Annotated in this window: 23 protein-coding genes; 12 read left to right on the top strand and 11 right to left on the bottom strand. The window is 72.1% G+C overall.

Going from position 1 to position 25,689, the window contains the following annotated elements; all coding sequences use genetic code 11:
* Positions 1-3: 3 nt before the first annotated feature.
* A complete protein-coding gene (locus DEJ28_RS05880; RefSeq protein WP_111115675.1) occupies positions 4-1,638 on the top strand; it encodes an ABC transporter permease in 1,635 nt (544 codons plus the stop codon).
* 28 nt (positions 1,639-1,666) lie between these two features.
* Entirely contained in the window at positions 1,667-1,951 is a 285-nt protein-coding gene (locus tag DEJ28_RS05875) for a hypothetical protein (protein ID WP_146248854.1), read from the top strand.
* On the opposite strand, the gene DEJ28_RS05870 is transcribed toward DEJ28_RS05875, so the two are convergent.
* The 3 genes from DEJ28_RS05870 to DEJ28_RS05860 are packed head-to-tail and all read right to left on the bottom strand — an operon-like array spanning position 1,948 to position 6,074.
* Positions 1,948-3,387, bottom strand: coding sequence for an L-serine ammonia-lyase (locus tag DEJ28_RS05870; RefSeq protein WP_111115677.1), 1,440 nt, complete (start codon positions 3,385-3,387; stop codon positions 1,948-1,950). The genes DEJ28_RS05875 and DEJ28_RS05870 overlap by 4 nt on opposite strands.
* Complete coding sequence (locus DEJ28_RS05865; protein WP_111115678.1) at positions 3,380-4,636, bottom strand: M20 family metallopeptidase; 1,257 nt, start codon at positions 4,634-4,636, stop codon at positions 3,380-3,382. The genes DEJ28_RS05870 and DEJ28_RS05865 overlap by 8 nt, the downstream gene beginning before the upstream one ends.
* A 40-nt stretch (positions 4,637-4,676) precedes the next feature.
* Positions 4,677-6,074 carry a DUF3100 domain-containing protein gene (locus tag DEJ28_RS05860; protein ID WP_111115679.1) on the bottom strand — a complete coding sequence of 466 codons (1,398 nt, stop codon included), beginning with the start codon at positions 6,072-6,074 and terminating at the stop codon, positions 4,677-4,679.
* A 124-nt stretch (positions 6,075-6,198) separates the two neighbouring features.
* On the opposite strand from DEJ28_RS05860, the gene DEJ28_RS05855 reads away from it, so the two are divergent.
* Entirely contained in the window at positions 6,199-7,215 is a 1,017-nt protein-coding gene (locus DEJ28_RS05855; RefSeq protein WP_111115680.1) for an Lrp/AsnC family transcriptional regulator, read from the top strand.
* On the opposite strand, the gene DEJ28_RS05850 is transcribed toward DEJ28_RS05855, so the two are convergent.
* Positions 7,161-7,700, bottom strand: a complete 540-nt coding sequence (locus DEJ28_RS05850) for an 8-oxo-dGTP diphosphatase (protein WP_181433715.1) — start codon at positions 7,698-7,700, stop codon at positions 7,161-7,163. The genes DEJ28_RS05855 and DEJ28_RS05850 overlap by 55 nt on opposite strands.
* 64 nt (positions 7,701-7,764) lie before the next feature.
* Between DEJ28_RS05850 and DEJ28_RS05845 the strand changes: the two genes are divergently transcribed.
* Complete coding sequence (locus DEJ28_RS05845) at positions 7,765-8,115, top strand: tryptophan synthase subunit alpha (RefSeq protein WP_111115682.1); 351 nt, start codon at positions 7,765-7,767, stop codon at positions 8,113-8,115.
* A gap of 34 nt (positions 8,116-8,149) precedes the next feature.
* A complete protein-coding gene (locus tag DEJ28_RS05840) occupies positions 8,150-9,040 on the top strand; it encodes an aminodeoxychorismate lyase (RefSeq protein WP_111115683.1) in 891 nt (296 codons plus the stop codon).
* A 165-nt stretch (positions 9,041-9,205) separates the two neighbouring features.
* Here DEJ28_RS05840 and DEJ28_RS05835 read toward each other — a convergent pair whose 3' ends face one another.
* Positions 9,206-10,402 (bottom strand): amidohydrolase, encoded by a 1,197-nt coding sequence (locus tag DEJ28_RS05835; protein WP_111115684.1) that lies wholly within the window; start codon positions 10,400-10,402, stop codon positions 9,206-9,208.
* Between the two features lie 303 nt (positions 10,403-10,705).
* Here DEJ28_RS05835 and DEJ28_RS05830 point away from each other — a divergent pair, with 303 nt between their 5' ends.
* From DEJ28_RS05830 to DEJ28_RS05820, 3 genes are read left to right on the top strand one after another with little or no spacing between them, the layout of a single operon-like run.
* Complete coding sequence (locus DEJ28_RS05830) at positions 10,706-11,809, top strand: Fic family protein (protein WP_181433716.1); 1,104 nt, start codon at positions 10,706-10,708, stop codon at positions 11,807-11,809.
* Complete coding sequence (locus DEJ28_RS05825; protein ID WP_111115701.1) at positions 11,806-13,977, top strand: S9 family peptidase; 2,172 nt, start codon at positions 11,806-11,808, stop codon at positions 13,975-13,977. Before DEJ28_RS05830 ends, DEJ28_RS05825 begins: the two co-directional genes overlap by 4 nt.
* Entirely contained in the window at positions 13,974-14,501 is a 528-nt protein-coding gene (locus DEJ28_RS05820) for an isochorismatase family protein (protein WP_111115686.1), read from the top strand. The genes DEJ28_RS05825 and DEJ28_RS05820 overlap by 4 nt, the downstream gene beginning before the upstream one ends.
* A 153-nt stretch (positions 14,502-14,654) precedes the next feature.
* Here the strand turns inward: DEJ28_RS05820 and DEJ28_RS05815 are convergent, their stop codons facing one another.
* Genes DEJ28_RS05815 through DEJ28_RS05805 form a run of 3 tightly spaced genes read right to left on the bottom strand, consistent with a single transcriptional unit; the run spans position 14,655 to position 17,364 of the window.
* Complete coding sequence (locus tag DEJ28_RS05815) at positions 14,655-16,187, bottom strand: CYTH domain-containing protein (RefSeq protein ID WP_181433695.1); 1,533 nt, start codon at positions 16,185-16,187, stop codon at positions 14,655-14,657.
* Complete coding sequence (locus DEJ28_RS05810) at positions 16,184-17,023, bottom strand: hypothetical protein (protein WP_181433694.1); 840 nt, start codon at positions 17,021-17,023, stop codon at positions 16,184-16,186. Before DEJ28_RS05810 ends, DEJ28_RS05815 begins: the two co-directional genes overlap by 4 nt.
* Positions 17,020-17,364: a PadR family transcriptional regulator gene (locus DEJ28_RS05805; protein ID WP_111115461.1), complete on the bottom strand. Its 345-nt coding sequence runs from the start codon at positions 17,362-17,364 to the stop codon at positions 17,020-17,022. Before DEJ28_RS05805 ends, DEJ28_RS05810 begins: the two co-directional genes overlap by 4 nt.
* A 66-nt stretch (positions 17,365-17,430) precedes the next feature.
* On the opposite strand from DEJ28_RS05805, the gene DEJ28_RS05800 reads away from it, so the two are divergent.
* Positions 17,431-17,703 (top strand): mycoredoxin, encoded by a 273-nt coding sequence (locus DEJ28_RS05800; RefSeq protein ID WP_111115460.1) that lies wholly within the window; start codon positions 17,431-17,433, stop codon positions 17,701-17,703.
* A gap of 194 nt (positions 17,704-17,897) precedes the next feature.
* Here DEJ28_RS05800 and DEJ28_RS05795 read toward each other — a convergent pair whose 3' ends face one another.
* On the bottom strand, positions 17,898-20,024 hold the full coding sequence (locus DEJ28_RS05795) for a DEAD/DEAH box helicase (RefSeq protein ID WP_181433693.1): 2,127 nt from the start codon (positions 20,022-20,024) through the stop codon (positions 17,898-17,900).
* A gap of 462 nt (positions 20,025-20,486) precedes the next feature.
* Positions 20,487-21,731, bottom strand: coding sequence for a phosphotransferase enzyme family protein (locus tag DEJ28_RS05790; protein ID WP_146248843.1), 1,245 nt, complete (start codon positions 21,729-21,731; stop codon positions 20,487-20,489).
* Between the two features lie 80 nt (positions 21,732-21,811).
* Here DEJ28_RS05790 and DEJ28_RS05785 point away from each other — a divergent pair, with 80 nt between their 5' ends.
* Complete coding sequence (locus tag DEJ28_RS05785) at positions 21,812-22,909, top strand: FUSC family protein (protein ID WP_146248842.1); 1,098 nt, start codon at positions 21,812-21,814, stop codon at positions 22,907-22,909.
* 76 nt (positions 22,910-22,985) lie between these two features.
* Here DEJ28_RS05785 and DEJ28_RS05780 read toward each other — a convergent pair whose 3' ends face one another.
* The gene (locus tag DEJ28_RS05780) at positions 22,986-23,294 is read right to left on the bottom strand and encodes a hypothetical protein (protein ID WP_111115457.1); all 309 of its coding nucleotides are present in this window, start codon (positions 23,292-23,294) and stop codon (positions 22,986-22,988) included.
* Positions 23,295-23,503: 209 nt separating this feature from the next.
* Here DEJ28_RS05780 and DEJ28_RS05775 point away from each other — a divergent pair, with 209 nt between their 5' ends.
* Together DEJ28_RS05775 and DEJ28_RS05770 are read left to right on the top strand one after the other, a co-directional pair.
* Positions 23,504-24,181, top strand: coding sequence for a response regulator transcription factor (locus tag DEJ28_RS05775; protein WP_070416542.1), 678 nt, complete (start codon positions 23,504-23,506; stop codon positions 24,179-24,181).
* Positions 24,182-24,243: 62 nt separating this feature from the next.
* The gene (locus tag DEJ28_RS05770) at positions 24,244-25,689 is read left to right on the top strand and encodes a sensor histidine kinase (protein ID WP_111115456.1); all 1,446 of its coding nucleotides are present in this window, start codon (positions 24,244-24,246) and stop codon (positions 25,687-25,689) included.

Here is a 25,689-nt window from a genome sequence, read left to right as displayed (position 1 = left end):
CGAGTGAGCACGCCGCGGAACGACGTCCCCAGGAACAACGACCTCCCGGATCGTGACGGGGGGCCGCGGCAGAACCCCGCTCCGAAGCGCACCACCCGCCCGTCCACCCGCGGCGGATCGAAGCCCCGTCGGGGCGCACCCGTCGCCGGGACCCGGCCGGCCCGCAGCGGCAGCGGCTCCCGCACCCGCCAGGCGCCCGCTCCGGCACCGCAGCGGATCAGTCGCTACCGCAGCTGGTACGGCACGCTGCACCCGTCGCTGCAGCTCATCGGCCTGCAGCTCTGGATGCCGCTGTTCTTCATCGTCGGCTTCTGCCTCTGCTACGTCTTCGCGTTCCACTCCCCGCACCCGCACGACGTGCCGATCGCGCTCGTCGGCAGCGACCCGACCTTCGTCACCGCGGTGCAGAAGGCGCTGCCGGGCGAGTACGTCTTCCACCTCTACGACTCCCTCGCCACCGCGAAGCACGACGTCCTCACCGGCACGATGGCCGTGGCGTACGACCCGAGCACGAACGAGCTGTTCAAGGCGAGCGCGCACCAGTTCCAGGTCGCCTCGCTCGTCCCCGCGACGCTGAGCACCGTCCTCACCGGGATCGGCGTGGCTGCGCCGACCGTCACCGAGCTCGCACCTCTGCCCGCGTGGGACGAGTACGGCACCGTCGCGATGTACGTCATGCTCGCGTGGTGCATCGGCGGCTACATGGTCGCGATGTTCATCGGCATCATGGGCGGCCCCCTCCGGCACCGCACCCGCATGGCGGTCATCGTGGTCGGCGGTCTGGTCATCTCCCTCATCACGAACACGCTCGCCGGTCCCGTCCTCGGCGCGATTCACGGGCACTGGATCCAGCTCGTGCTCATCGCCTGGGGCTGGATCGTGGCGATCGGCCTCGCCGTCAACGGTCTGAGCTACTTCGTCGGCCGGTTCATCGCCGCTCCCGCGATGATCTGCTTCGTCTTCCTGTCGATGCCGTCGTCCGGTGGCGCGTACCCGAAGTGGTTCATGCCCGAGCCGTTCGCGTGGCTCAACCACGTCGTCGTCGGCTCGAGCATGGTCGACATGATCAAGCACCAGGTCTACGGCGTCGGTCCCGGCCCGGCCCGCGGCCTCATCACGATGGCCTGCTACGCCGCCGCCGGCCTCGTGCTCATGTACTTCGGCAAGATGTGGTGGGAGCACCGCCGCATCCGCGCCATCGTCACCGGCCGGACCACGATGTTCCAGGACGCCCAGACCGCGAACCGCGAGTTCCTCGGCGAGCAGCGCGACGCCGAGCTCGAACGACACGGCCTCATCTCGACCGAGACCGGCACGCTGACCGTGCTGCGCGACGGCGACTGGGAGGACGAGCGCGTCGGGGGCGACGTCTTCATGGGCGGACGCGACGGCCTCGAGACGGCCACCACCACGACCGGACGCATCCCCGTGGTCCGGAGCGGGGACCGCGGCACCCCGACGCGGCAGCCGGGAGGCGCGGGGACCGGACCACGCACCCGTCCCGTCCCGCGCACGGAGACTCCTCGGGCCCCTGGCCGGTCCGACCCGTCGGCTCGCGGCGATGCACCCGCCCGCTCGGACGGAGCCCGACCGGAAGCCTCCGGCGACGCTCCGCACGGTCGGCACGCGGACCGGTGAGCCGGACGCGACGGGTATCGTGGGGGCCATGAACCCCCGGATCACCTGGCACCGCGCCCTCGTCACCGTCGTCGTCGTGTTCCTCGTGCTGGCGGTCGGGTTCTACGTCGCGAGCGTGGTCCTCGCCCCCGCCGACGGCCGGAACGTCGCCGGCCTGTTCGTCGGCTGGGCGATGTTCGCCGTGATCGCCGCGATCGTGGTCGGCATCATCGACTTCTTCGTGCGTCCGCTCGGCGGCCGGAGCGGTGACGCCGAGGTCATCGCCGCCGCCGAAGAGGCCCGCACGGGCAGCACCCGCACCCAGAACCGCTAGCACTCGACGACGTTGACGGCGAGGCCGCCCTCGCTCGTCTCCTTGTACCGCGCGGACATGTCGTCGCCCGTCTGCCGCATCGTCTCGATCACGGTGTCGAGGCTCACGACGTGCCGCCCATCCCCCATCAGCGCGATCCGTGCAGCCGTGAGGGCCGTCGTCGCCGCGACCGCGTTCCGCTCGATGCACGGGATCTGCACGAGCCCGCCCACCGGGTCGCACGTCAGGCCGAGGTGGTGCTCGAGCGCGATCTCCGCGGCGTTCTCGACCTGGTCCGGCGTGCCGCCGAGAACGGCCGTGGCGCCAGCCGCCGCCATCGCACAAGCCGAGCCCACTTCGCCCTGACACCCGGCCTCGGCACCGGAGATCGACGCGCCGGCCTTGATGAGCGAGCCGATCGCCGTCGCGGTGAGCAGGAAGTCCCGCACCGCCGGCCCCTCGAGTCCGAGGCTCGTCGTGAGGTGCCGGAGCACTGCGGGCAACACACCCGCGGCGCCGTTCGTCGGCGCCGTGACGATCCGGCCGCCCGCGGCGTTCTCCTCGTTCACGGCGAGCGCGTAGACGGCGATCCACTCGGTGGACGACGCCTCCGTCCCGCACGCCACGAGGTGTGCAGCGGCGTCGGCAGCCCGGCGGCGCACGCCGAGCCGACCCGGCAACGTGCCCCGCTGCCCCAGGCCCTTGTCGATGCAGGCGTGCATGGTGCCGGCGATCCGGTCGAGTCCGGCGTCGATGGCGTCGTCGCTGCGGGTGAGCCGTTCGTGGTCGCGGGCGACCGCCGCGATGCTGCGGCCGGAGGCGGAGGCGACGAGTTCCTGCCCGGACCGGTAGGGGCTCGAGGTGGCGACCGTCCCGGTGGGTGCGCGGTCCGCGGAGTCGACCCGCGCCTCCAGGCCGCCCGCGAGGACCACGAAACCGCCGCCGACGGACAGCCACGTCTGGGTGAGGAGGACGCCGTCCGTGCCCTCCGCGCCGAGCGTCATCGCGTTCGGGTGACCGTGGTGACGGGCGAACGGCTCGAACGTCATGTCCGCGCGGTGGAACGGGACGACTCCACCGGGCACGGGGACCGGGTGCGCGCGGTCCTGCCCCGGCGCGGTCATCGCCGCCCAGGTGCCCCGCACCGCATCAGGGTCGCAAATCTCGGGGTCGGCGCCGCCCAATCCCGCGAGCACGGCGTCGGGCGTGCCGTGCCCGATGCCGGTCGCCGCGAGCGAACCGTGCAACGCGCACGTCCAGCGCGTGACGTCGATGAGGCGGTCGCCGAGCGCCTCGCGGAAGCGGGCCGCGGCGCGCATCGGCCCGACGGTGTGCGAGCTCGACGGGCCGATGCCGACCGAGAAGAGGTCGAACACCGACACGTGGACGGAGGCCGGAGCCGCGGTGCGGACTCGAACCTCGGGACCGGGGTGCTCCGTCGTCAGCAGGTCAGACATCGCCGCGGGCGATCGTCGTCGCTCCCGGCGCGCGCGTCCGAGCGGCCTCGAGCAGTCTGTCTGCTGCCGGCCCCGTTGCCGCGGCCACGACCGTCCGGGCGAGACCGATCGCGGCGTCGATCGCGGCGACGTCCCCGGTCGGACCGCCCGCGTCGGCGGCGAAGGTCGGCGTGTGCGGGACTCCCACGGCGCCGAGCAGCGCGATCATCGGGTGGATCGACGGCACCACCTGGGACACGTTCCCCATGTCGGTCGACCCACCGGTCTGCTCAGCACCGCCGGCGACCGTCCGGCCGAGACCGCGCAGCGCCTCGTCCCACAGCGCTGCGAGCACCGGGTCCTGGCGGAGCTCGTCGTACCGCGGCTCGGCGCGCTCGTCCGTCCAGGTGCAGCCCGTGGCGATCGCCGCACCCTCGAAGCAGGCGAGCACCCGCCGCTTCGCGTCGAGCATCACGTCGAGGTCGCGCGCCCGCACCTCGGCGCGGACGAGTGTCATCCCGGGGACGATGTTGGTCGCGTCGCCGCCGTGCTCGACGTACGCGGCCACCCGGATGCCGTCGGCGAGCTGCTGGCGGAGCAGCCCGATCGCGGTCAGCGCGAGGGTTGCGGCGTCCCCCGCGTTGACGGCGCGGTGGGGTGCCGCGGCAGCGTGCGCCACACGGCCGGTGAAGGTGACGTCGAAGCGGTCCACCGCCTGGGTGCCGACAAGGGCGCAAGCGAGGTCCTCGGCGGCGGCGGTGCCGTGCGCCATGAGGGAGATCGTCGCGCCCTCCCACGCGCCCCGCTCGAGCAGGATCGCCTTCCCGCCGCCGTGCTCCTCCGCCGGGGTCCCGAGCAGGACCACGGTCAGTCCGGCCTCGTCGGCGACCTCGGCGAGCGCCAGGGCCGCGCCGAGTCCGGCGGTCGCGATGACGTTGTGGCCGCAAGCGTGGCCGATGCCGGGCAGGGCGTCGTACTCGGCGCAGACCACCACCCGGAACGGGCCGGTGCCGGCGACCGCCTCGAACGCGGTCGGCAGACCGTACGCGCCGCGTTCGACCGCGAAGCCGGCCCGCTCGGCCTCGGTCGCGAGCAGTTCGGCGGCACGGTGCTCCTCGAACGCCGTCTCGGGGTCGGCGTGGATCGCATGGCTGATCTCGAGGAGCCGATGGGTGCGAGTGCGGACGACCGACTCGACGCGGGCGGTGAGGTCAGCGACGTCAGCTGTGGTGCGGGTGGCGGGGGTGAGGGCGGTAGTGGTGTCGGTCATGGTGCTTCCTCCGATGGTGCGGGCAGTGGTGTCGGTGGCTTCAGTTCCAGAGGCCGAGGGCGAACTCGGCGACGACGACCGAGAGCAGGTACGAGGTGATGATGGCGACCAGCCCGACGGGCACGATCTTCCAGCCGATCGAGCGCAGCTTCGGCAGGTCCTTGCCGAGGGTGAGCCCGGCGACCGTCAGCACGACGGTGCAGATCGAGAGGAAGTCGACGGCGTCGATCACCTCGACGAGCCAACTGCCGATCGGCGAGATCGGGCTGGTCGCCAGGGCTCCGAGCGTCGTCACGACGATGAGGCTCGCGACCTTGCCTCGGGTCAGCCGGTACACGGCGAGGCCGATGAGGACGAGGACGGACATCAGGGCGTAGCCGGCGGGGACGCGCCACGAGAACCCGCCGGCGGCGATCGACGACACCACGGTGCCGACGACGAGGAGCGCAGGGATCGAGACCAGGAGCGGGACGGGTAGCGGCCGAGCGGCCTCGGTTGCGTCGACGGGAGCCGGTGCGGCGAAGGCGGGTGCGGGTACTGCCGCGGCGGGTGCCGGTGCGGTCGCCGCCGCCGCCGTCGTTGCGCGCCGCGTCAGCTTCTCGTAGAACTTCTGCGCGAGCGGCAGTGCCACGTACATGCCGACGTACATCCCGAGCAGCCCGGTGATGAGATTCGACGTCGCCGCGAGCGCCAGCACCTGGTCCTGCATGCCCGGGTGCTCGGCCACGACCGCGGCCACGGCGGCCGCCATCATCGACCCCGAACCGACCCCGGCACCCATCGCCAGCGCCAGCGGGTCGAACACGCCGAGCGACGTGGCGAAGGACGCGACGAGGGTGATGACGACCGCACCGAGCAGAGTGCCGAACACGTACATCGAGAGCGTGCCGCGGTACTCGTCCGAATCGGGTCCGAAGCGCTCGCTCACCATCGCGAACGACCCCTCGCGGTCGATCGAGAAGGTCGCACCGATCGTCGCTCGGCCCATCCGCAGCAGGACGGCGAGCGGGAGCGCCAGGACGATCGTCCCGAACAGGTGCCCGACCTCCTGCAGGAGCAGCGCGGGCCCGGCCTCGACGAGCAGTCCGACGTTCGGACCGATCGTGACCGAGAGCCGCGCGATGAGCACGAGCACGGCGATGCCCATCACGGCGCTCGCCGCACGCTGCAGGTCGACCGAGAGCGGCCGGACGCGCTGCGACGACACCACACCGCCGACCAGCAGTCCCCAGACCATCGGCAGGACGGTGATGCTCGCGATGCCGATCGGGATCACGGCAGGACCGACGACCTGTGCGAGCGAGGCGACGACGAGCAGCAGGACGAGCACGACCCAGACGCGCTGGCGGCGGGGCGCGTGGACCTGGTGCGGTGCGGCGTGCGACGCCGGTGCGGGCCGGGTGCTCTCGGCTGGAGCGGGGGTGGTGGTGTCGGTCAATTGGAGTTCCTCCTGATCGGGAGATCGGCGACGGGGACGGGTCCGTGGAGCGATGACCGCAACGTACGATTGACGTGTTTCCGCCGCGTCACAACGCAGGATCTCCCCGTTAGGAAGGGCTGAAATGCAGGATCATTCGCTCACGATCGGCGAGCGTCGGCTCCTGCACGCACTGCAGATCCAGCCACGGGCGCCCTGGTCGGCGATCGCGACGGCCCTCGGGAGCGATGCCGTGACCGTTGCCCGACGGTGGGCACGGCTGCAGGAGCAGGGCACCGCGTGGATCGCCGTGTACCGCGCGACGCCCGCGGTGACGACCGCGCTCGTCGAGGTGCAGTGCCCGCCGTCCGAGACGATGAGGATCGTCGAGGAACTCACCGGTGACCCGGAGGTCCTCACGATCGACGTCACCACCGGCGGCCGGGACCTCCTCCTCACGATCGTGTGCGAGGGCCGCGACGACCTGGCCCGGTTCGTGCTCGACCGGATGGGCACCCTGCCCGAGATCCGCGGGCTCCGGACCCACATCGCGACGGCCACACTTGCGGACGCCCGGAAGTGGCGCCTCCGCGAGCTCGACCAGACGGAGATCGCCGCACTCGAACCGCCCGCACCTCCGGCACGGTTGCCCGCGGTCCCCGCGGACACCGTCGAGCACCTCCGCGCCGTGCTGGCACGCGACCCCCGGATCACGATCACTGCGCTGGCGGCCGAGATCGGCGTCACCCAGCCGCGTGCGTCGGCGCTCCTCGCCGCCGTCCTGGCGTCCGGCGAAGTCGTGCTCCGCACCGAGATCGCCCGCCCGTTCTCCGGGTGGCCCGTCTACGCCTGGTACTTCCTCGACGTGGACCCCTTGCAGCGGACCGCCGCCGTGCAACGGCTCGTGCGGCTCGGCGAGTCACGGCTCGTCGCGTCGGTCGTCGGTGGCTACGACATCGCGCTCGCCGTCTGGCTCCGCTCGATCGACGACGCTGCACGGATCGAGACGTACTTCGCGGAACACGTACCGGGCGTCCGGGTCGCGGACCGCTCCGTCGTGCTCCGGACGCCATACCACCTGCAGAAGCGGCTCGACACCGAGGGGCGCTACCGTCCGTCCGACGGTGCCGCGGCCGGGGGCTCGACGCCCGTGCCGGTGTAGCCCGACACCGTGGCGTCGTCCTCGGCGAACGTGAACCGCGCCCGCACCGAGCCGCCGGCGAGCACCCCCGGCAGCCAGTACCGCGCGTCGTCCCACATCGCGTCGTACGGCACGGCATCGACCGGGATCCACCGCGGGACGAGTTCGTCACTGCCCGACGGGCTGCCCTGCCAGCGGCGGCAGACGAAGACGTCCGAGACCTGGGACCAGGACGGACGGTACGGGAACCGGTAGTCCAACGTGCCACGCGCCTCCAGGTCGACAGCCTCGATCCGCAGGCCGACCTCTTCGCGCACCTCGCGCACCGCGGTCTCGACCGCGGACTCCCCCGGCTCCCGCTTGCCGCCGGGACCGACCAGGCGGCCCGTGCCGAGGCCCCGTCGTTTCTCGCCGAGGAGGACCTGCGGACCGGACCCGTCGTCGCGCAGCAGGTAGACGACGACCACGGCGGGGTGCTGGGACTTGCTCTCCTCGCGTGGGGGCACGCGTCCAGTCTGGCCGAAGAAGTGGCGTACGCTTTTTTCATGGCAGGCGGGCTGCGGGGGCACCATGGCTGATTCCCGGAGGACCGGGCGCAGCCTCGAAGTGCTGCGCGCCGAGGCGGCCGAGGAGATCTCGATGATCGTCGAGCACCGGAGCCGTCAGGGCGAGGACCCGTGGGACTTCATGCCGACGCTCCCCACGGTCGACGAGCAGGTCGTCCTCATCCTGCGGGCCGACGCGGTCGAGCTCGACGCCGCGATCGGCAAGCGGAGCGCCCAGTGGTCGATGCACCCCGCCTCCGGGCAGGGCACGCGGTTGGGCGAGGAGTACCACCGCCTGCGTCGCATCGCGCTGCAGCACCCGGAACTCACCGAGGCGGTCTGGAAGCTGATGGGCGCACTGCCCGAGGCCCGCTAGCCCCTTCCGGCCTCCCCTGCGGTTGGATGGGTGCATGACCGAAACCGTGCTCGCCGTCCTCAACCAGCCCTCCCGCGACGCCGCGCCGCACGACCCCGCCGCGGACGCCTTCACCTGGGCGAAGCCGCTCGAGGAGCACATCCAGGTGCAGGACCTCGGCATCACCCGCGGCGACGGGGTGTTCGAGACGATCACGGTGATCGACGGCCGACCGCAGGCACTCGAGGCGCACATCGCGCGCTTCGGCCGCTCCGCCGCGATGCTCGACCTGCCGGCCCCCGACCCGGACGCGTGGCGGCAGGCCATCGAGGCCGTCTGCGCCCGGCTCGACCCCGTCCGCGAGGCCTTCGCCAAGACCGTGCTCACCCGCGGCGTCGAGGGCTCCGACCGGCCGACCGGCTGGGTGTACGCGGCGCCGTCCGGCGACTCCACGGCAGCGCGCACCGAGGGCATCTCGGTCGTCACGCTCGACCGCGGGTACCGGCACGACGTCGAGCGCACCTCGCCATGGCTCCTCCAGGGTTCGAAGACGCTGTCGTACGCGGTGAACATGGCGGCGCTCCGCGAGGCAGCACGTCGGGGCGCCGACGACGCCGTGTTCGTCTCCACCGACGGCTACGTGCTCGAGGGCACCCGCGCCAACCTCATCCTGTCGGTGGGTGGCCGGCTCGTCACGCCCCGCACCGACATCGGGATCCTCGCCGGCACGACGCAGGCGGACGTCTTCCGGTTCGCCGAGCAGGAGGGCATCGAGACCGCGTACGAACTCCTCACCCTCGACGACTTCCGCGGGGCCGACGCGGCGTGGCTCGTGTCGAGCGTCCGGCAGGCGGCGCCGATCCGGTCGGTGAACGGCAACGCGCGGGCGATCGACGCCGAGCTCACGACCCGGATCAACGACTTCCTGCTCGCGCGCGAGGTCTGAGCGCGGCGCCCCCGGCGCGTGCGCCGCGCGCGTTTCGTGCTGAGCGACACGTCACGGGGCGGCGCGCGCGTGAGGTGTCGCGCACCGCGAAATGCGGCGTGGGTCCACGACGGACTGGAGGCGCGGTGCCAGCTGGCACTGCGCCTCCAGTCCGTGTCGTGCTCGCTACCAGCGCGGGGTGGTGACGCCGGCGCCGTCGGCCCACTCGAAGACGGACGCGCCGTCGATCCAGACGCGCGTCGCGCGGCTGGTCGCGTCGAGCGGGTCGCCGTCCCAGAGGACGAGGTCAGCGTCGTAGCCCTCGGCGAGGCGGCCGACGCGGTCGCCGAAGCCGAGGAAGTCGGCCGGGTTCGTCGTGAGCGCCTCGAGGGCGGTCTGCCGGGGCAGCCCCTCCTTCACGGCGGCGGTCGCCTGGTCGACGAGCATGTTGATCGGCACGACCGGTGCGTCCGTGGTGATCGCGATGCGGACCCCGGCGGCGGCGATCGTCGCGAGGTTCGGGATGCCGCGGTCGCGGAGCTCGACCTTCGAGCGGCTCGTGAACAGCGGGCCGTAGATGACCGGGATGTCCTTCTCGGCCAGGACGTCCGCGATCTTGTGCGCCTCGGTGCCGTGGTTCACGACCAGGCGGTAGCCGAACTCCTCGGAGAGGCGGATGGCGGTCGCGATGTCGTCGTGACGGTGGGTGTGCTGGTCCCAGACGAGCTCGCCGTCGAGCACGCGGACGAGCGTCTCCTTCGTGAGGTCGCGGGCGAACGGCTCGTCCTTCGCAGCGGCGGCGTCCCGTGCGGCACGGTAGTTCTGCGCCTCGACGAAGGCGTCGCGGATGATCTTGGCGACGCCGAGGCGGGTCGACGGCGTCTGCCCCTTCGCGCCGTAGACGCGCTTCGGGTTCTCACCGAGGGCGCTCTTGATGCTCACGGAGTCCGAGATGAGCTGCTCGTCGATCGTGCGGCCGCCCCAGGTCTTGATCGCGACGCTCTGGCCGCCGATCGGGTTGCCGGAACCGGGCTTCACGACGATGGAGGTGATGCCGCCGGAGAGGGCGTCGCGGAACCCCTCGTCGTCGATGTCGATGGCGTCGATCGCCCGGACGCCGGCCATGTTCGGCCCCGTCATCTCGTTCGTGTCGTTGCCGGCTTCGCCGTTCGCCTCTTCGTGGATGCCGACGTGGCCGTGCGCCTCGACGAACCCGGGGACGAGCCACGCGCCACCGGCGTCGATCACCTCGAGACCGGAGGGCGGAGCGACGTCCGCGCCGAGTGCGGTGATCTTGCCGTCCTCGACGACGACGGTGCCGTCGAACTCGGGGGCGGAGACAGGGACCACGTGTGCGTTCGTGACGACGAAGGAATTGCTCATGCCACCACGGTAGCGAGGTGCGGCGACAACGCTGACATGCATACGGAATACCGAAAGGTGGCGTCGGCGGCCGCGGTCCTCGTAGCGTTCGGCCACCACGCTTCCGAACCAGGTCACGGAGGACCCATGCCACGCCGGACGTCGCACACCTCGTCGCACACCTCGTGGCGCACCTCGCCGCATACCTCGCCGCACACCTCGCCGCACACCTCGTGGCGCACCTCGCCGCACGCCACGACCACGGTCCCCTGGCGGAGCACCGTCCGGGGACCACGCCCGGATCGTGAGACGACGACGATCCGTGTGTCGATCCCGTCACGCATCGCCGACGCCAGTTGGACGCCGGACGACGACACGGCCCTCCTGCTCCACCGGGCGGGCGCGGCACTCCTCGAGCTCGATGCGCAGCACGGTGCTGGTCTCACAGCGCTCACCGGCGTGCTCGATCGGACCGAGGCGGTGGCGTCCTCCCGCATCGAGGAGGAAGCCGCCACGCTCGAAGACGTCGCACGGGCCGTCGTGGGCATCCGGGCGAACACGAGCGCGACGGCGATGGTCCGGGCCGGCGGTGCGATCGACGGACTCGTGTCCGCAGCGGGCTCCGGCCGCATCACCGAGACGTCCGTGCTCGACGCACACCGCAGCCTGATGCGCGACGATCCCACCGACGGCCGGTACGCCGGCCGGTACCGCGACGTCCAGAACTGGATCGGCGGCGGGTGCACGCCGCGACTCGCCCGGTACGTCCCGCCGCCGCCGGAACTCGTCCCGGCGCTGATGGACGACCTCTTCGCGTTCCTGCACCGCGACGACCTCCACCCGATCGCCCAGGCGGCCATCGCGCACGCGCAGTTCGAGTCGATCCACCCGTTCACGGACGGCAACGGGCGGATCGGCCGGGCACTCATCGCCGCCGTGCTCCGTCGACGTGGGCTGACCCGGTTCGTCACGGTGCCGATCGCGACGGCACTCGTCGCCGAGCGGGACCGCTACTTCTGGCACCTGGAGCGCTTCCGCGACGGGCGCGCGGACGAATGGGTCCGCGACGTGGCGATCGCGATCGGCACCGTCTGCGACGAGGCCACGCTCACCGCGCTGCTCCTCGACGAGGTCGCTGTCGAGCGGTCGGCCGGCCCGTGCGCCGAGGGTGTGCTGGCCGTGGTCGGTCGGGCGCTGGACGACGACCCGGTCCTCACGGAGGACCGGCTCGAGACGCTCCTGCACGGCGATCAGGGCACGGTGGACACGGTGACGGACGACCTCTGTCGAGCCGGAGTGCTCCGTTCCGTCACCGAGCGGCGGCGGGACCGGGCGTGGGTGACGATCGCCGCCGCCGAGGAACTCGCCGCGTTCGGCGACCGCGTCCACGCCACCGTCCGACAGCGGGCGAATAGGGTGGGGTGGTGAGCAGCGAGCACACCCAGGCCACCCCTCCCACCGCCGCCAAGCGGCCCGTCACGAGGACCCACCACGGCATCGACTTCGTCGACGACTACGAGTGGCTGCGCGACAAGGAGTCGCCGGACACCCTGGCCTACCTCCAGGCCGAGAACGCCCACACCGACGCCGAGACGGCGCACCTGGGTGGCCTGCGCGACCGGATCTTCGCCGAGGTGAAGAACCGTGTGCAGGAGACCGACCTCTCCGTGCCCGTCCGGATGGGCGACTGGTGGTACTTCACGCGCACGGCCGAGGGCAGCCAGTACGGCGTGCACTGCCGCGCGCCGATCGCGGGACCGGACGACTGGACCCCGCCGGCGGTCGAGGAAGGCGCCGCGACGCTCACCGGTGAGCAGATCGTCCTCGACGGGAACTCCCTCGCCGACGGCCACGACTTCTTCTCCCTCGGCACCTACGACATCAGCGACGACGGCACGCGGCTGGTGTACGGCATCGACGTCGAGGGCGACGAGCGGTACACCCTGCACGTGCGTGACCTGTCCACCGGCACGGACCTCGGTGACGAGATCCCCAACACCGGGTCCGGGGCGACGTTCGACCCCTCCGGGCGGTACGTGTTCTACCCGACGGTCGACGACTCCTGGCGACCGGACCGCATCTGGCGGCACACCGTCGGCAGCAGCGCCACCGACGACGTCCTCGTGTTCGAGGAGCCCGACGACCGCTACTGGGTCGGGGTCGGCGTCACGCGGTCGTCGCAGTACATCGTCATCGAGCTCGGGTCGAAGATCACGTCCGAGGCACTCGTGCTCGACGCCGCCGACCCGACCGGCGAGTTCCAGGTCGTGTGGCCACGACGAGACGGCGTCGAGTACGAGATCGAGCACGCCATCGTCGGCGGCAGCGACCGGTTCCTGGTGCTCCACAACGACGGTGCCGAGAACTTCGAGCTCGTCGACGTCCCCGCGGACCACCCGACCTCGGAACAGGACCGCCGCGTCGTCGTCGCGCACGACGCCGAACGCCGCATCGAATCGGTGGACGCCTTCGCCGGACACCTGGCGCTCGAGTACCGGTCCGAAGCACTCCCCCGCATCGCGATCATCCCGATCGAGGGCGACGGCTACGGGGACGCGCACGAGGTCCCGTTCGACGAAGCCCTCTTCTCCGCCGGCCTCGGCGGCAACCCCGAATGGGACCAGCCGACGCTCCGGATCGGGTTCACCTCGTTCGTCACGCCGTCCGAGGTGAGCGACCTCGACCTGGCGACCGGCGAGGTCACGGTCCTCAAGCGGCAGCCGGTCCTCGGCGGATACGACCCCGCCGACTACGTGCAGGAGCGTGACTGGGCGACCGCGGACGACGGTACCCGCGTGCCGATCTCGCTCGTCTGGCGCCGCGACGCCGTCGAGGCCGACCAGCCCGCGCCGCTGCACCTGTACGGCTACGGCTCGTACGAGCACTCGATCGACCCCGGCTTCAGCGTGATGCGTCTCTCGATGCTCGACCGCGGCGTCGTGTTCGCCGTGGCGCACGTCCGCGGCGGCGGTGAGATGGGCCGGCACTGGTACGAGAACGGCAAGACCCTCACGAAGAAGAACACCTTCACCGACTTCGTCGCGGTGGCGTCGCACCTCATCGACTCCGGTCGCACCACGGCCGACCACCTCGTCGCCGAGGGCGGCAGTGCGGGCGGCCTGCTCATGGGCGCGGTCGCGAACCTCGCTCCGGAACGGTTCGCCGGCATCCTCGCGGCGGTGCCCTTCGTCGACGCGCTGACCAGCATCCTCGACCCCGACCTGCCCCTCACCGTGATCGAGTGGGACGAGTGGGGTGACCCGCTGCACGACCCCGAGGTCTACCGCTACATGAGCGAGTACACGCCGTACGAGAACGTCCGTGACGACGTGGAGTACCCGCGCATCCTCGCGGTCACGTCCATCAACGACACCCGCGTGCTGTACGTCGAGCCGGCCAAGTGGACGGCCAAGCTGCGCGAAGTCGGAGCGCCCGTGCTCCTCAAGACCGAGATGTCCGCCGGACACGGCGGTGTGAGCGGCCGGTACGACTCCTGGAAGGAGCGGGCGTTCGAACTCGCCTGGCTGCTCGACGTGCTCGGGCTCGCCGACGTCACGCCCGCCGCGGCGAACGCGAACCCGATCGCCGCGGGATGACGACCGCGCTGCTCGTCATCGACGTCCAGGCGGGCGTCGTGCGGCCGTGTCTCGACGGGCAGCAGGTCGTCGACCGGGTCGACGGGCTCGTCCGACGTGCGCGAGCTGAGGGTGTCCCCGTCGTCTGGGTGCAGGACGAACAGGACTTCCCCGTCGACACGGACGACTGGCAGCTCGCCGCGCCGCTCGTCCGCGACGCGTCCGAGCCGCTCGTCCGGAAGACCTACCGCGACTCGTTCGCGGACACCGACCTGCACGTGGTCCTCACCGACCTCGGGGTCTCGCGGCTGGTGGTCGCCGGGGCACAGACCGACTACTGCGTGCGCACGACCGCGCAGCGCGCTGCCGCCGAGGGCTTCGACGTCACCCTGGTCGAGGACGGGCACACCACGACCGACGCCGAGTGGCGCGGGGCCGTGGTGGCGGCGGCCGACATCATCGCGCACACCAACATGTACTGGAGCGGGCTGCGGTACCCCGGACGCCGCTTCGACGTGGTGCCCGCGGCGACCGTGGCCCTGTAGTCCCTGTAGTCCCTGTAGTCCCTCGCCGGGTGCCGGGCCCGGATGCCGGACTCGGGTGCCGCGTCTCGGCTGCCGCGTCTCGGGTGCCGGGTCTCGGGTGCCGAGGCCGGGTGCCGGGGGCGGGTGCCGGGGGCGGGTTCGCCCCGGCCCCGGTCACACCCGGTTGAGTGCCTGGACCGCCTCGTCGTAGGACTCCTCGGCGAGCCGGACACGGTCACCCGCGAGCACGCCGTACCCGAAGGTGCCCTCGCCCCCGCGTTCGGCGATCCCGGAGTGCACACGGAGCACGTCGAGCGCGTGCAGGGACCGCACCCGCTCGGTGAGGACATCGGCTGCGTCGCCGATGCGCCTCCACAGGGCGTGGGGGAACGCGTCGTCGCGCAGGACGTCCATCGCCATGCGCGCGCGGGTCGCGGCACGCCACGCGAGCTCGGTCGCCTCGCGCGCAGCGGTCTCCCGCTCGAGCACCGCGGAGGTCTCGTCGTCCTCGCCCACGGCGTCGCGCACGAGTTCGCGCACACGCGGCTTCTCGACCGCCGACACGTCCTGCGCGACCTTCTTCGGGGAGCGCAGTGCCCATGCCGTCGGTTCGGGGCGCTCCACGGCGTCGTCGAGCACGTCGAGGAGCTCGAGGAACGGTTCGCCGTGCAGGAAGGCGACGACGTCGCGCACGGCCACCGACCGGCGCTCACGGGTCGCGGCGAGGATGCGTTCCCGCGTCATCGCGTCGACCAGGGCGTCCTGGGCCGGCGTCGACGCGCGCGGCAACCGGTCGACGAGGTACTCGGCCAGTGCCGCGCGCGCCGTCACCGCCGCCAGGCCCTCGGCCGCCTCGGCTGCGCGGTCGACCTCGTCGGTCGCGGGGAAGGCGGGCCGGTAGGACCCGATGACCGCGGCGATGCCGAAGGCGGTCTCAGCCGTCTCCCTGAGGTCCGCCTGACCCCCGGAGCGGAGCAGGGAGTCCTGCTCGAGGAGCGTCGACCGCAGCTTGCGCAGTCGCTTGGTCAGTGCGCGTGCCGCGGTCCCCTTGTCGGGCTTCTCGGTGGATCGGAGACGGAGCGCCGGTGCGCCGTCGAGTCCACGCGCGAGCTTCGAGGACACGGCGGCGGGGCCGGCCCCGACCGCTGCGAAACGGCCGTCGAGTGCTGCGAAGAGCTCGTGCGCCACCTGCGCGTCGACACCGTCGACGGTCTCGACCTCGACCTCACGCCAGGTGCGCGGGGTCTCCGGCGCGTCGTCGTCCAGACGCTGCGCAGTGACCTGGTCGTCGGCGAGCTCGGCGATCTGGTCGCCGTCCTCGTCGAGGAGCCGGGTGACGGTCCTGGTAGTCGTGATGCGGACCACCGGACGGAGTCCCCGGCCACGGCGCTCGGTGAAGAGCGCGGCGAGCACGCCGTCCGGAACGGCGTCGGCGTCCTCGGTGAGCGGGAAGTGCTGCTCGTGACGGATCGTGTCCGACTCCGAACGCTTGATGTGCCAGCCGGCGTCCGGGCCGCCGGTGCGCCGGCGGACGGTGACCCGCGACGCCACGAGGTCGTACCGCTCGGTGTCCCAGTAGGTGGCGTCGAGCTCGAATGGTTCCTGGTGGTCGGTGCGGAGGATGCCGCCGACACCGATCAGGTCCGGGAGGTCACCGCCCTCGGGCAGGTCGTAGGTGCGCTCGATCTCGAGGTGCGTGTCACTCACGCGCTCTTGTCTACCAGGGCTTGCGGGTGCTGCTCGACCACGGCGGGCGCATCTGTGGAGAACTTCGTCGCGATGACCCCGGCCACCGCCGCCACCACGAAGGGGACGAGCTGGAGTCCCCACGAGACCGCCGTGCCACCGGACGCGCTGAGGCCCGCCCCGTCGAGTGCTCTGGCGAGCGGCGCGAGGAGCACCGCGACCACGACGGGGGCCGCGACGAGCACCCAGCCCCAGCCGGCACCGGGACGGACGGCCAACCAGACGGCGAGCACCGCGGCAGCGAACACACCGACCTGCAAGGAGTACTCGACGGGCAGCGAGAACTTGCCGGTGATGGTCTCCCACCACACCGCGGCGATCGCGAGGACGGCAAGCGCGCCGAAGACCCTCCGTCGCTTGCTCGCTCCGGTCACGAGCAGGGCCGAGACCGCGATCACGACTCCGGGGAAGACGGAGAGCGCGACTCCGACGAGGTCGAACAGCACCACGGCGCCCGGCAAGCCGTTGTACCGCTGGAGCAGGCTGAGCCCGACGGCGCCGGCGGCCAAGGACAGGAGCGCGAGCCCCACGAGGACCGGGACGGTCCGGATCGTGTGCGGCGCGGATCGGACGTGCAACGGTGCTGCGGTCATGGTTTCCCCCCAGGTGGATCGGTGTCCGGCGCGTCGGTGGAACAGCGCCGTGGTCAGTGCGCCGAACGCGAGCGCGGTCGGCGAGAGGTCGAGCTCGTGGGCGTCCCGGACGTCGGCGGCCCACTGCTCGCGGCGGACGTCTCGGTGGGCCGCCGGCGAGACGGCGACGGCCGCGCCGACGAGGATCCGGTCGAGCGCGCTCACGAGGTGACCGTCCGGCCGCTCGAGCGACCGGGACGAACCGGTCGGGTCGCCAGGGCGGCAGCCTCGGCGGTCTGCCGTGCGTCGAGGAGCCCGCGGGCCGCTTCGACGCCGTCGGCCGTGAACTCGTAGAGTCGCCGACGGGGGCCGGGCCGGTCCGCGTCGTCGTCCCACGAGGACCGGACCCACCCCTGTCGTTCGAGACGCTCGAGGATCGGGTAGACGGTGCCGGCCTGTCGCCCGGTCGCCTTGATGACGAGCAGGCCCCAGACGGGCCCGTCGCTCGACAGCACGGCGTCGAGCACGTCGAGCGTGGGTGCGGTCACGCGCTGGATCGGTTCCATGCCCTCAAACTACCTATATCGATTAAGCCGCACAAGTCCCCCAGGAGGACGGGTTAGCCTGACCTCATGAGCGAGACGATCACCCGTGAGGCGTTCGTGCCGGAGGCCGGCGCCGTCACGATGTTCACGACCACCTGGTGCGGGTACTGCGCGCGCCTGAAGAACCAGATGACGAAGGCCGGCGTGCCCTACACGGAGGTCGACATCGAGCAGACGCCGGGCACGGCGGAGCTCGTCGCCGAGGTCAACGGCGGCAACCAGACGGTACCGACGCTGGTGTTCCCCGACGGCAGCACCGCGACGAACCCGTCGCTCGCCGAGGTCCAGTCGCGCATCTGACGCCGGACGAGCACGCCGCCGCTCGGCATCGCACCCCCGCACGAACATCGCGCCCCGTTGTGACGGGGCGCGATGCTCGTGCGGGGGTGCAACTCGAGAGCGATCCGTGACCGCCGCAGCCGCAGCGCCAGCAGCGGCAGCAGCGGCAGCCGCAGCAGCGGCAGCCGCAGCGCCGCAGCCGCAGCCGCCCGCCGTCAGCCCTCCAGCGCCTCCGTCAGCAGGGCCGCCATCGCGTCGAGCTGGATGTCGCCCGAGTCGACGATCTCCTCGTCCGACCCGTCGAGCGCCCGAGCCGCCAGGGACGCCTTCGAGTCGATGAGCTCGGCGATCTTCGTGTCGATCGTCTGCGCCGCGATGATGCGCCACGCGGTGACGGGCTCTTCCTGCCCGATGCGGTGGACACGGTCGATCGCCTGGGTCTGCTCGGCCGCCGTCCAGGACAGTTCGGCGAGCACGACGTTCGACGACACCTGCAGGTTGAGGCCGACGCCCGCCGCGGTGAGCGAGCAGACGATGACGGCGACGTCGGGGTCGTTCACGAAGGAGTCGATCTCGGCGGTGCGCTGCGCCGCCGTCTGGTCGCCCCGGACGGTGGCGGTCCGGAGTCCCCGGCGTGCGAAGACCTCTTCGGCCTGGTCCATCACGTCGAGGTGCTTCGCGAAGAACACGACCTTGCCGACGTTCGACGCGAGCTGCGCCGCGTAGTCCGCCGCGAGCTGCGCCTTGGCGCGGCCGATCCGTCGGACCATCGAGAACACGTTCTCTCCGGTCGGCGAGGCGTCCTGGTCCTCGAGCTCCCAGCGGGCGACCTGCCGGACGAGCTTGTGGTCGATGCCGACGACCGGGTCCTGACCGGTGCGGGCGTCGAGCGCCTGGTGGTAGCGCTTGACGAGCTTCGCGGTGAGCTCGCGCTCGGCGTCGCGGATGGATCGACCGACCTCGTCGTCGAGCTCGACGGGGATGTCGGCGACGCGACGAGCCGGGATGTCCGCGGCGACGTCGACCTTGCGGCGTCGGACGATGCCCTGGTCGATGACGGCCTTGCGCGCCTCGACGAAGAAGCCCGGGTCGGCCGGCGTGAGGCCGATCTCCTCGAGCTCGTTCATGAGCTTCGCGCGCGGCTTCTTGTCGTCGATCCAGCCGAGGTACTCCCAGATGGAGCGGAAGTCCTCGACGGAGTTGATGAGCGGCGTGCCGGTCAGGGCCATCAGAAGCGGCGCGGAGGTGCGCTGCCGGATCTTCTCGGCGAGCTGCAGCACGAACTTCGAGCGCTGCGAGTCCTTGTTCTTGATGAAGTGCGCCTCGTCGACGACCATGCCCTTGAACCCGAAGTTCCCGAGCCAGCCGACGTGCCGGTCGAGGATCTCGTAGTTCACGATGATGATGTCGGCGAACCCGTCGAGGTCGTCGCCGTCCCCGTGGATGACGGTGGCGCGGTGGTTCGGCACCCAGCGCTCGGCCTCACGCGCCCAGTTCGTCTTGACGACGTTCGGCACGACGACGAGCAGCGGGAACGCGTTCGCGGCGTCGGCGGCGAGGAGCGACTGCGCGGTCTTGCCGAGACCCGGCTCGTCGGCGAGCAGGAACGTGCGGTGCCCCTCGGCCGCGGCGGCGATGAGCTCGGCCTGGTGCTTCATGAGCGTGGTGCCGGACCGGGAGTGCAGCGTCTCGGGTTCCGGCAGCGCCATCGTCGCCGCTCCCCCGCCCGCGCCGTACTCGAACGACTTGAACAGCGGACCGAAGAGCTCCCAGTTCGCCAGGCGACGCGGGTGCGCGACGGGCTGGTCGGCGAGCGCGAAGTCCGGCGGCAGGAACGGGTTCGCGAGCTGGCGCTGCACGACGGCCTGCGGCAGGACCGAGCGCACCGGGCTCTCGACCGTCGGGGATGGTTCGGCCGCGATGACGAGGTCCTCGGGCTGCAGTTCCATGCCGCCCGCGATCATCATGTCGCGCTTGACCGTGCGGGTCGCCTCGCCCACCGACGCCTCTTCGGTGAGGAGCTGGATGACGCTGGTGTCCCGTGCCGCGGTCTTCGCGAGGATCGTCGCGACCCCGTCGAGCCGCTTGAGCTGTTCCGCTCGCTGCGAGTCGGTGAGTTCCGGGTCGGCCTTGACCCGTGCGCGTTCCTCGCGCATGAGCAGGGCGACGGCTTGGAACTTCGAGCGGTTCGACGCCTTGAGCGGTCCGCGCTGCGCCGCCGCCTCGACCTCGCGCACGGCGCGGGCGAGGACGGGGATCACGCCGTCGTTGTCGAGCGGCCTGGTACGGCGGGATGCGGTCCGCGTCCCGCCGGCTGCACGCCGGGTGCCTGATCGAGCCAACGCTCCTCCTGTTCCGCCCGTTCGTCACGGGCGAGCCGCCCATCGGGGCGGGAATTCCTGGACCGGCGCCTGACACGGCACCGGTGCTCGCGGGCCACCATGGCCTGCTGCTTCGCCGGTCCCCGCCTCGGGACGTCCGGTGGACTCCCGCGGTCCGTTCCCATCGCGGCCACCGGGTGGCGCCGCATGCGACGGTCCGCGCCGGGATCCGGCGCCGTCACACGCACGTGACGCCCCCTCGGGACGACCACGGATCCGTTCCCCACGTCGGTCAAGTGACCGACTGCTGCGTCCGGAATCGACGCGGCACGCGGGGATCCGGTGCGTGCGCGCTCAGTTTACTCCCCGACCACCGACGGAGGCGACTCGGCGTCGCCCGCGCGAGTCGCGCCTCCCGGCACACCGGCCTGGAGGCACGGTGCGCGACCGACCGCACCGCGCGTTCCACGGTGCGGGGCCGGTTCAGACCTGTGGTGCGGACCGCGGACGGACCAGCCCACCGGAGGGGAGGATCGGGGCCGCGTCCGCCAGGGCGGCCTGCGTCGCGGCGAGGAGCTGCTCCGCGGTGTGGATGCCGTTCGCGGACCCGGTGGTCGCCTGCCCGCCCGCGTGGGCGAGGAGCTGCGCGCCGATCGCCGGACCGATCCGGTCGGTCTGGTCGGGGTTCCGCGCGACCCAGTCGCGGGCGACCGCGTCGGCGAGGCGTTCCGCCGCGGCGCCGCGCTCGGCGTCGCCCCGCGACCGGTGCCACAGGCCGGTGACGACGAGGTGCGCGACGACCGCTCCGATGTCGCGAACGGGGAAGCCCCAGCCGGCGGTGTCGATGTCGAGGAGGCCGGAGATGCGCCACGGCTCGTCCTCGTCCACGAAGACCTGCTCGAGGTGCAGGTCGCCGTGCACGACCTGCTTCGTGGTCGAGGCCCACCCGATCGAGCGCCGGCCGATCGCGTCGTAGAGCCCGTCGATCTCCTCGGCGTCCTGCGGCAGCGCGGCCACCAGGGTCCGTCGGTGCCAGTCGGCGTGGTCCATCGCGTCCGCGCGGGCCTGCTGGGTCATCGGGACCGTCGCGATCCGCCCGGTGAGCGCGGCGAGGGACGCGACGAACCGCGGGTCGTCGGCGATGTCGAGGATCCGGCTGCCGGCGGGCACACCGCGGATCCGTTCGAGCACGAGGAGTCCGTCGCCACGGCTCGACAGGACCCGCGGGACCGGCAGGCCCGCCGCGACGAACTGCTCGTGCGACTTCTCGATCGGCGCGACCCGGTGCGGACGGACGACCTTGAGGAACACCGTCCCCTCCGGAGCGTCGACGCGGACCACGGCACGCTTGCCCGGCCGGTACGCCGCGACGGTGAGGGTCGGGTTCGTGACCGGCATGCCGAGCGTCGTGAGGAGTTCGGCGACGGCGTCCCGGTAGGTCACCTGCGGCAGCACCGGCAGCCCGGGGTCGTTCGGGTACGCCCACACGGAGACGGGGTCGCCGGTCGCCGGATCGGTGACGATCGCACTGTTCTGGTCGTGCGTCCCACCGGTGTCGACGTAGGTCAGGACCGTGGCGCGTTGCCCGTTCCGGTCGACCGTGTCGACCTCGTACCCGTACAGGTAGCCGTTGCCCGAGGGCTCGACGGAGTGCGCGCGTGCGGCCACCACGGAGGTCCCGGAGCCGGCGAAGGCCTGCGGGATGACGCGCTCATGGTTGGGCCACACGAGACCAGTCAACCGGACCGGGACCGATTCGTCGCGTTCGTGCACGGCTCGGCGTGCGGACCGTGGCTACCGTGGTCGTCGTGAACCCGGTCGCGCGCCTCCGCAGCTCCAGCCGCACGCCGTTCCTGCAGGTCGTGAAGACCGCGGTCGCGGTGGTCGCCGCCGTGCTGCTCTGCCGGGTGCTCATCGACGGTCCGTTCCCGACCTTCGCCGCCATCGCCGCGCTGCTCGTCGTGCAGCCGAGCATCAACCAGTCGTTCGTGAAGGGCATCGAGCGGAGCGCCGGGGTCGTCCTCGGCGTCGTCCTCGCCACCGGGTTCCACCTGCTGCTCGGCGACTCGGTGTGGGTCGTGCTGCTCGTCATCGTGCTCGCGATCCTCATCGCCTGGGCGCTCCGGCTCACCCCGACGTCGGCGACGCAGGTCGGGATCAGCGGCATGCTCGTGCTCACCGCGGGCGTCGTCACCCCGAACTACTCGGCCGACCGGATCCTCGAGACCGTGCTCGGCGCGATCGTCGCCCTCATCGTCAACGCCCTGATCGTGCCGCCCGTGCTGCTCGGTCCGGCGCACCTCGCCGTCGCGCGGCTCGCACGGGACACCGCCGTCGCCTTCGAACGGATCGCGATCGGGCTCACCGAGGGCTGGGACCAGGAGCGCTGGCACGAGGCGCTCCTGCAGGCGCGGGCACTCCGGCAGCAGCACGCCAGGGCCGAGGCGGCCCTCACCGCCGCCCGGGAGTCCCTCACCATGAACCCGCGACGGGGCCCGCACGCGCAGGTGCTCGACGAGGACATCGCCATCGCCGAGCATCTGCGCGTGCTCGTCACCCGCGTCACCGGGATGACCCGCGCGATCCGCGACACCGCCACGCCCGACCTCCGTGCCGACCCGGTGGTGGGCAGCATCGCCACCGAGGTCGCGCGCATCGGGGCCGACGTGCGGGCGCTCGGGGCGCGGTCGGCGTCGGAGCTCCCCGATCCCGCGGGCGCCGCCGCCAGCTCCGCCGTCGCCGACGACATCGCGTTCCCTCCCTCGCAGGAGCCTCCCTCGCAGGAGCCCGCGCTGACCGCACCGATCGAGGTCGTACGGCCGAACTCGCGGCACTGGGTGCTCATCGGGGCGCTGCTCGAGGACATCCGCCGCGTGCGCGAGGAGCTGCTGGGCGAGGACGACTGACGGATCCGCGCGGGGCGTGTCCCGCGGTCTCCCGCGGTCTCCCGCGGTCTCCCGCGGTCTCCCGCGGTCTCCCGCGTCAGCGGGACGCGGATGCCGCCACGGCGGCGTTGTGCACGATGTCGTCCCAGATCGTCGCGGTCGGCACCGCGGCGTCGCTCGCGACCACCTCGGCCTCCGCGAAGCGGCTGATCTCCGCGACCGCCGCGTCCGCGCCAGCTGCGCGCGCAGCACGGCTGGCGACGTCGGGGACCGCGGTGCGCAGTTCGGCGACGACGCGGTCGCGGCTGTCGTCCTCCATGTCGCCGAGGACCCCGATGCCCTTCCAAGCGGCATCGAGTTCGGCGCGGAGTCGGACGAGGGCCGGGTGTTCCGGCGTTTCGTTCATGGTGCCCCCAGTGCGGACGATGGGCGTCGGGTACGCCTCGTCCGGAGCGCGAGCCTAGCAACGAAGCAAGAAGTCCTCACGTCCCACGAACGAGGGACAGACCGTTCTGCCCCGTGACGGTCGCTCACTGTGACGAGATTCAGCGAGTTCGGTGCCGGAACACCCCTGGTCCCCCGGTTCGATGCCACGATGGGTCCGAGGAGGTCGCTATGCGCCTGTTGGTGGTCGAGGACGATGACGAGATGCGCGCGCTCATGGAGCGTGGTCTCGCTGCTGAGGGGTACCGCGTCACGGCGGTCGAGAACGGGGTCGAGGCGCTCATCGCGCTCGGCGACCAGGCGTTCGACCTCGCCGTCGTGGACGTGATGATGCCCGGCATGTCCGGCTTCGAGCTGGCCAGGCGCATCCGTGAGCGCGAGGACCCCGTGCGGATCCTCCTCGTCACGGCACGCGACGCCGTCGACGACCGGGTGTTCGGACTCGACGCCGGCGCCGACGACTACCTGACGAAGCCCTTCGCCTTCGCCGAGCTGACCGCACGACTCCGGGCGCTCGGGCGACGCGAGTCCGCCGGCGCCCCGCGCACGATCGAGGTCGGCGACGTCGCGATCGACTCCGAGGCCCGTCGCATCCTCATCAAGGGCCAGCGCGTCGCCGTGAGCCCCACCGAGTTCGCGCTGCTCCGACTGCTCGCACGCTCCGTCGGCACCGTGGTCGACCGTCCGAAGATCCTCGAAGAAGTCTGGGACGGCTCGCAGCACGTCGACCCGAACGTCGTCGAGCAGTACATCTCGTACCTCCGGAAGAAGCTGACCTCGCACGAGGCCACCGTCGCGATCTCCACCGTGCGCGGCCGCGGCTACCGCCTCGACCTCCTCGGGGCGTGACCGGGCCCCGGCCCACCTCCGGATCGGACACCCCGAGACGGGGTCTGATCCGTCCGCTCCGGATGCTCTCGCTCCGCTCGCGGATCACCATCGGCTCCACCGCGATCGCCGCGGTCGTCATCGTGCTGCTCGTGCTCGTCATGCGGTTCCAGGTCGTGAGCGTCGTCGCGAGTGCGACCCGCACGCTCCTCGACGCCGACGCGGACCCGTACGTCGCGACGCTCGAGGTCGACAGCGACCCCAAGCTGTCCGCCCCCGGCAACGCGCAACTCGTCGCGGTGGTGTCGCCGTCCGGTGACATCGCCCTGTCGACCATGCCGCCGAAGGTGGAGCGCGCGCTCGGCAGCCTGATGTCGACGGAGGCCGGCACCTCGGTCATCCGTGTCTCCGGGTCGGAGTACCGCGTCGTCGTCGAGCACCCGGTCAACCAGGCGGGCCGCTGGACCGTCGTCGCGGCGCGCAACTCGCAGGCCGAGGCCATCGTCGTCGACGACCTCACCTCGACTCTGTCGCTCACCGGTCTCGCGATCCTCGTCGCGTTCGGCATCGCGTCCTGGGTCCTGGCGACGGCGGCACTCCGGCCGGTGAACCGGATGCGTCGCGAGGCCGAACGGCTCTCCGTCGCCCCCGAGCGCGCCGAACTGCCGGTCGGGCCGGCACAGGACGAACTGGCGTCCCTCGCCACCACCCTCAACGCGTTCCTCGCCCGCACCCGGCAGGCCACCGAACGCGAACGGCAGATGGTCTCGGACGCCAGCCACGAGCTCCGCACGCCCCTGGCGATCCTCACCACGCAGCTCGACCTCGCCTCGCTCGACGGCGACGACGCCGCGGCCCTCGCCGCCCACATCGAGCGGGCGAAGCTCAGCGTCGCACGCCTGTCACGGCTGGCGAACGACCTGCTCGCGCTCTCCCGCATCGAGGAGTCGGAGCGTCGCGACCAGGACGGCCAGCAGCAGACCCTCACCGCGTGGTCGGACCTCGGCGACGAGGTGATGTCCGCCGTCGACCGCGTGCGGCTCATCGCGTCGGCGAAGGACATCACCGTCGACTTCGACCTGGAGGCCCCGGTCACCGTCGGCGGCTCGGGTCCGGGCATCGGCGGCGGCAGTCCGGAACCGCGGTACCGGCTCGACACCGGCGGGATGGCGCAGCTCGTCACGAACATCGCCGGCAACGCCGTGTCCGCGCTCCCCCGCGGCGGCGGCGTCTTCGTGTCGTGGCGGAGCACCGGCGGCGAGGGCGTCCTGCAGATCACCGACGACGGCCCCGGGGTCCCCGAGTCGTTCATCCCGGTGGCGTTCGACCGGTTCACCCGGCCCGACGAGGCCCGCAAGTCGCGCCCGAACCCCGACCCGGCGACCGGCGGCATCCCCCTGCCCGGCGGCTCCGGCCTCGGGCTCGCGATCGTGCGGGCCGTCGCCGAACGGGCCGGGGGCACGGCGGCCATCCGCAACGTCCGTTCCGGCGGGCTCGAGGTCACCGTCCGCATCCCCGAGGCGTCCTAG

The organism is Curtobacterium sp. MCPF17_002 (assembly GCF_003234115.2).
GTDB lineage: Bacteria > Actinomycetota > Actinomycetes > Actinomycetales > Microbacteriaceae > Curtobacterium.
Note: the sequence above shows the minus strand (reverse complement) of the source record. Positions and strands in the feature narration are given on the sequence as shown.

Coding starts and splice junctions, on each gene's coding strand:
- DEJ28_RS05770 (WP_111115456.1), top strand. CDS start 24,244: ATGCTCTCGCTCCGCTCGCGGATCACCATCGGCTCCACCGCGATCGCC.
- DEJ28_RS05870 (WP_111115677.1), bottom strand. CDS start 3,387: ATGTCTGACCTGCTGACGACGGAGCACCCCGGTCCCGAGGTTCGAGTC.
- DEJ28_RS05865 (WP_111115678.1), bottom strand. CDS start 4,636: ATGACCGACACCACTACCGCCCTCACCCCCGCCACCCGCACCACAGCT.
- DEJ28_RS05840 (WP_111115683.1), top strand. CDS start 8,150: ATGACCGAAACCGTGCTCGCCGTCCTCAACCAGCCCTCCCGCGACGCC.
- DEJ28_RS05780 (WP_111115457.1), bottom strand. CDS start 23,294: ATGAACGAAACGCCGGAACACCCGGCCCTCGTCCGACTCCGCGCCGAA.
- DEJ28_RS05805 (WP_111115461.1), bottom strand. CDS start 17,364: ATGGAACCGATCCAGCGCGTGACCGCACCCACGCTCGACGTGCTCGAC.
- DEJ28_RS05835 (WP_111115684.1), bottom strand. CDS start 10,402: ATGAGCAATTCCTTCGTCGTCACGAACGCACACGTGGTCCCTGTCTCC.
- DEJ28_RS05855 (WP_111115680.1), top strand. CDS start 6,199: ATGCAGGATCATTCGCTCACGATCGGCGAGCGTCGGCTCCTGCACGCA.
- DEJ28_RS05800 (WP_111115460.1), top strand. CDS start 17,431: ATGAGCGAGACGATCACCCGTGAGGCGTTCGTGCCGGAGGCCGGCGCC.
- DEJ28_RS05845 (WP_111115682.1), top strand. CDS start 7,765: ATGGCTGATTCCCGGAGGACCGGGCGCAGCCTCGAAGTGCTGCGCGCC.
- DEJ28_RS05775 (WP_070416542.1), top strand. CDS start 23,504: ATGCGCCTGTTGGTGGTCGAGGACGATGACGAGATGCGCGCGCTCATG.
- DEJ28_RS05820 (WP_111115686.1), top strand. CDS start 13,974: ATGACGACCGCGCTGCTCGTCATCGACGTCCAGGCGGGCGTCGTGCGG.
- DEJ28_RS05875 (WP_146248854.1), top strand. CDS start 1,667: ATGAACCCCCGGATCACCTGGCACCGCGCCCTCGTCACCGTCGTCGTC.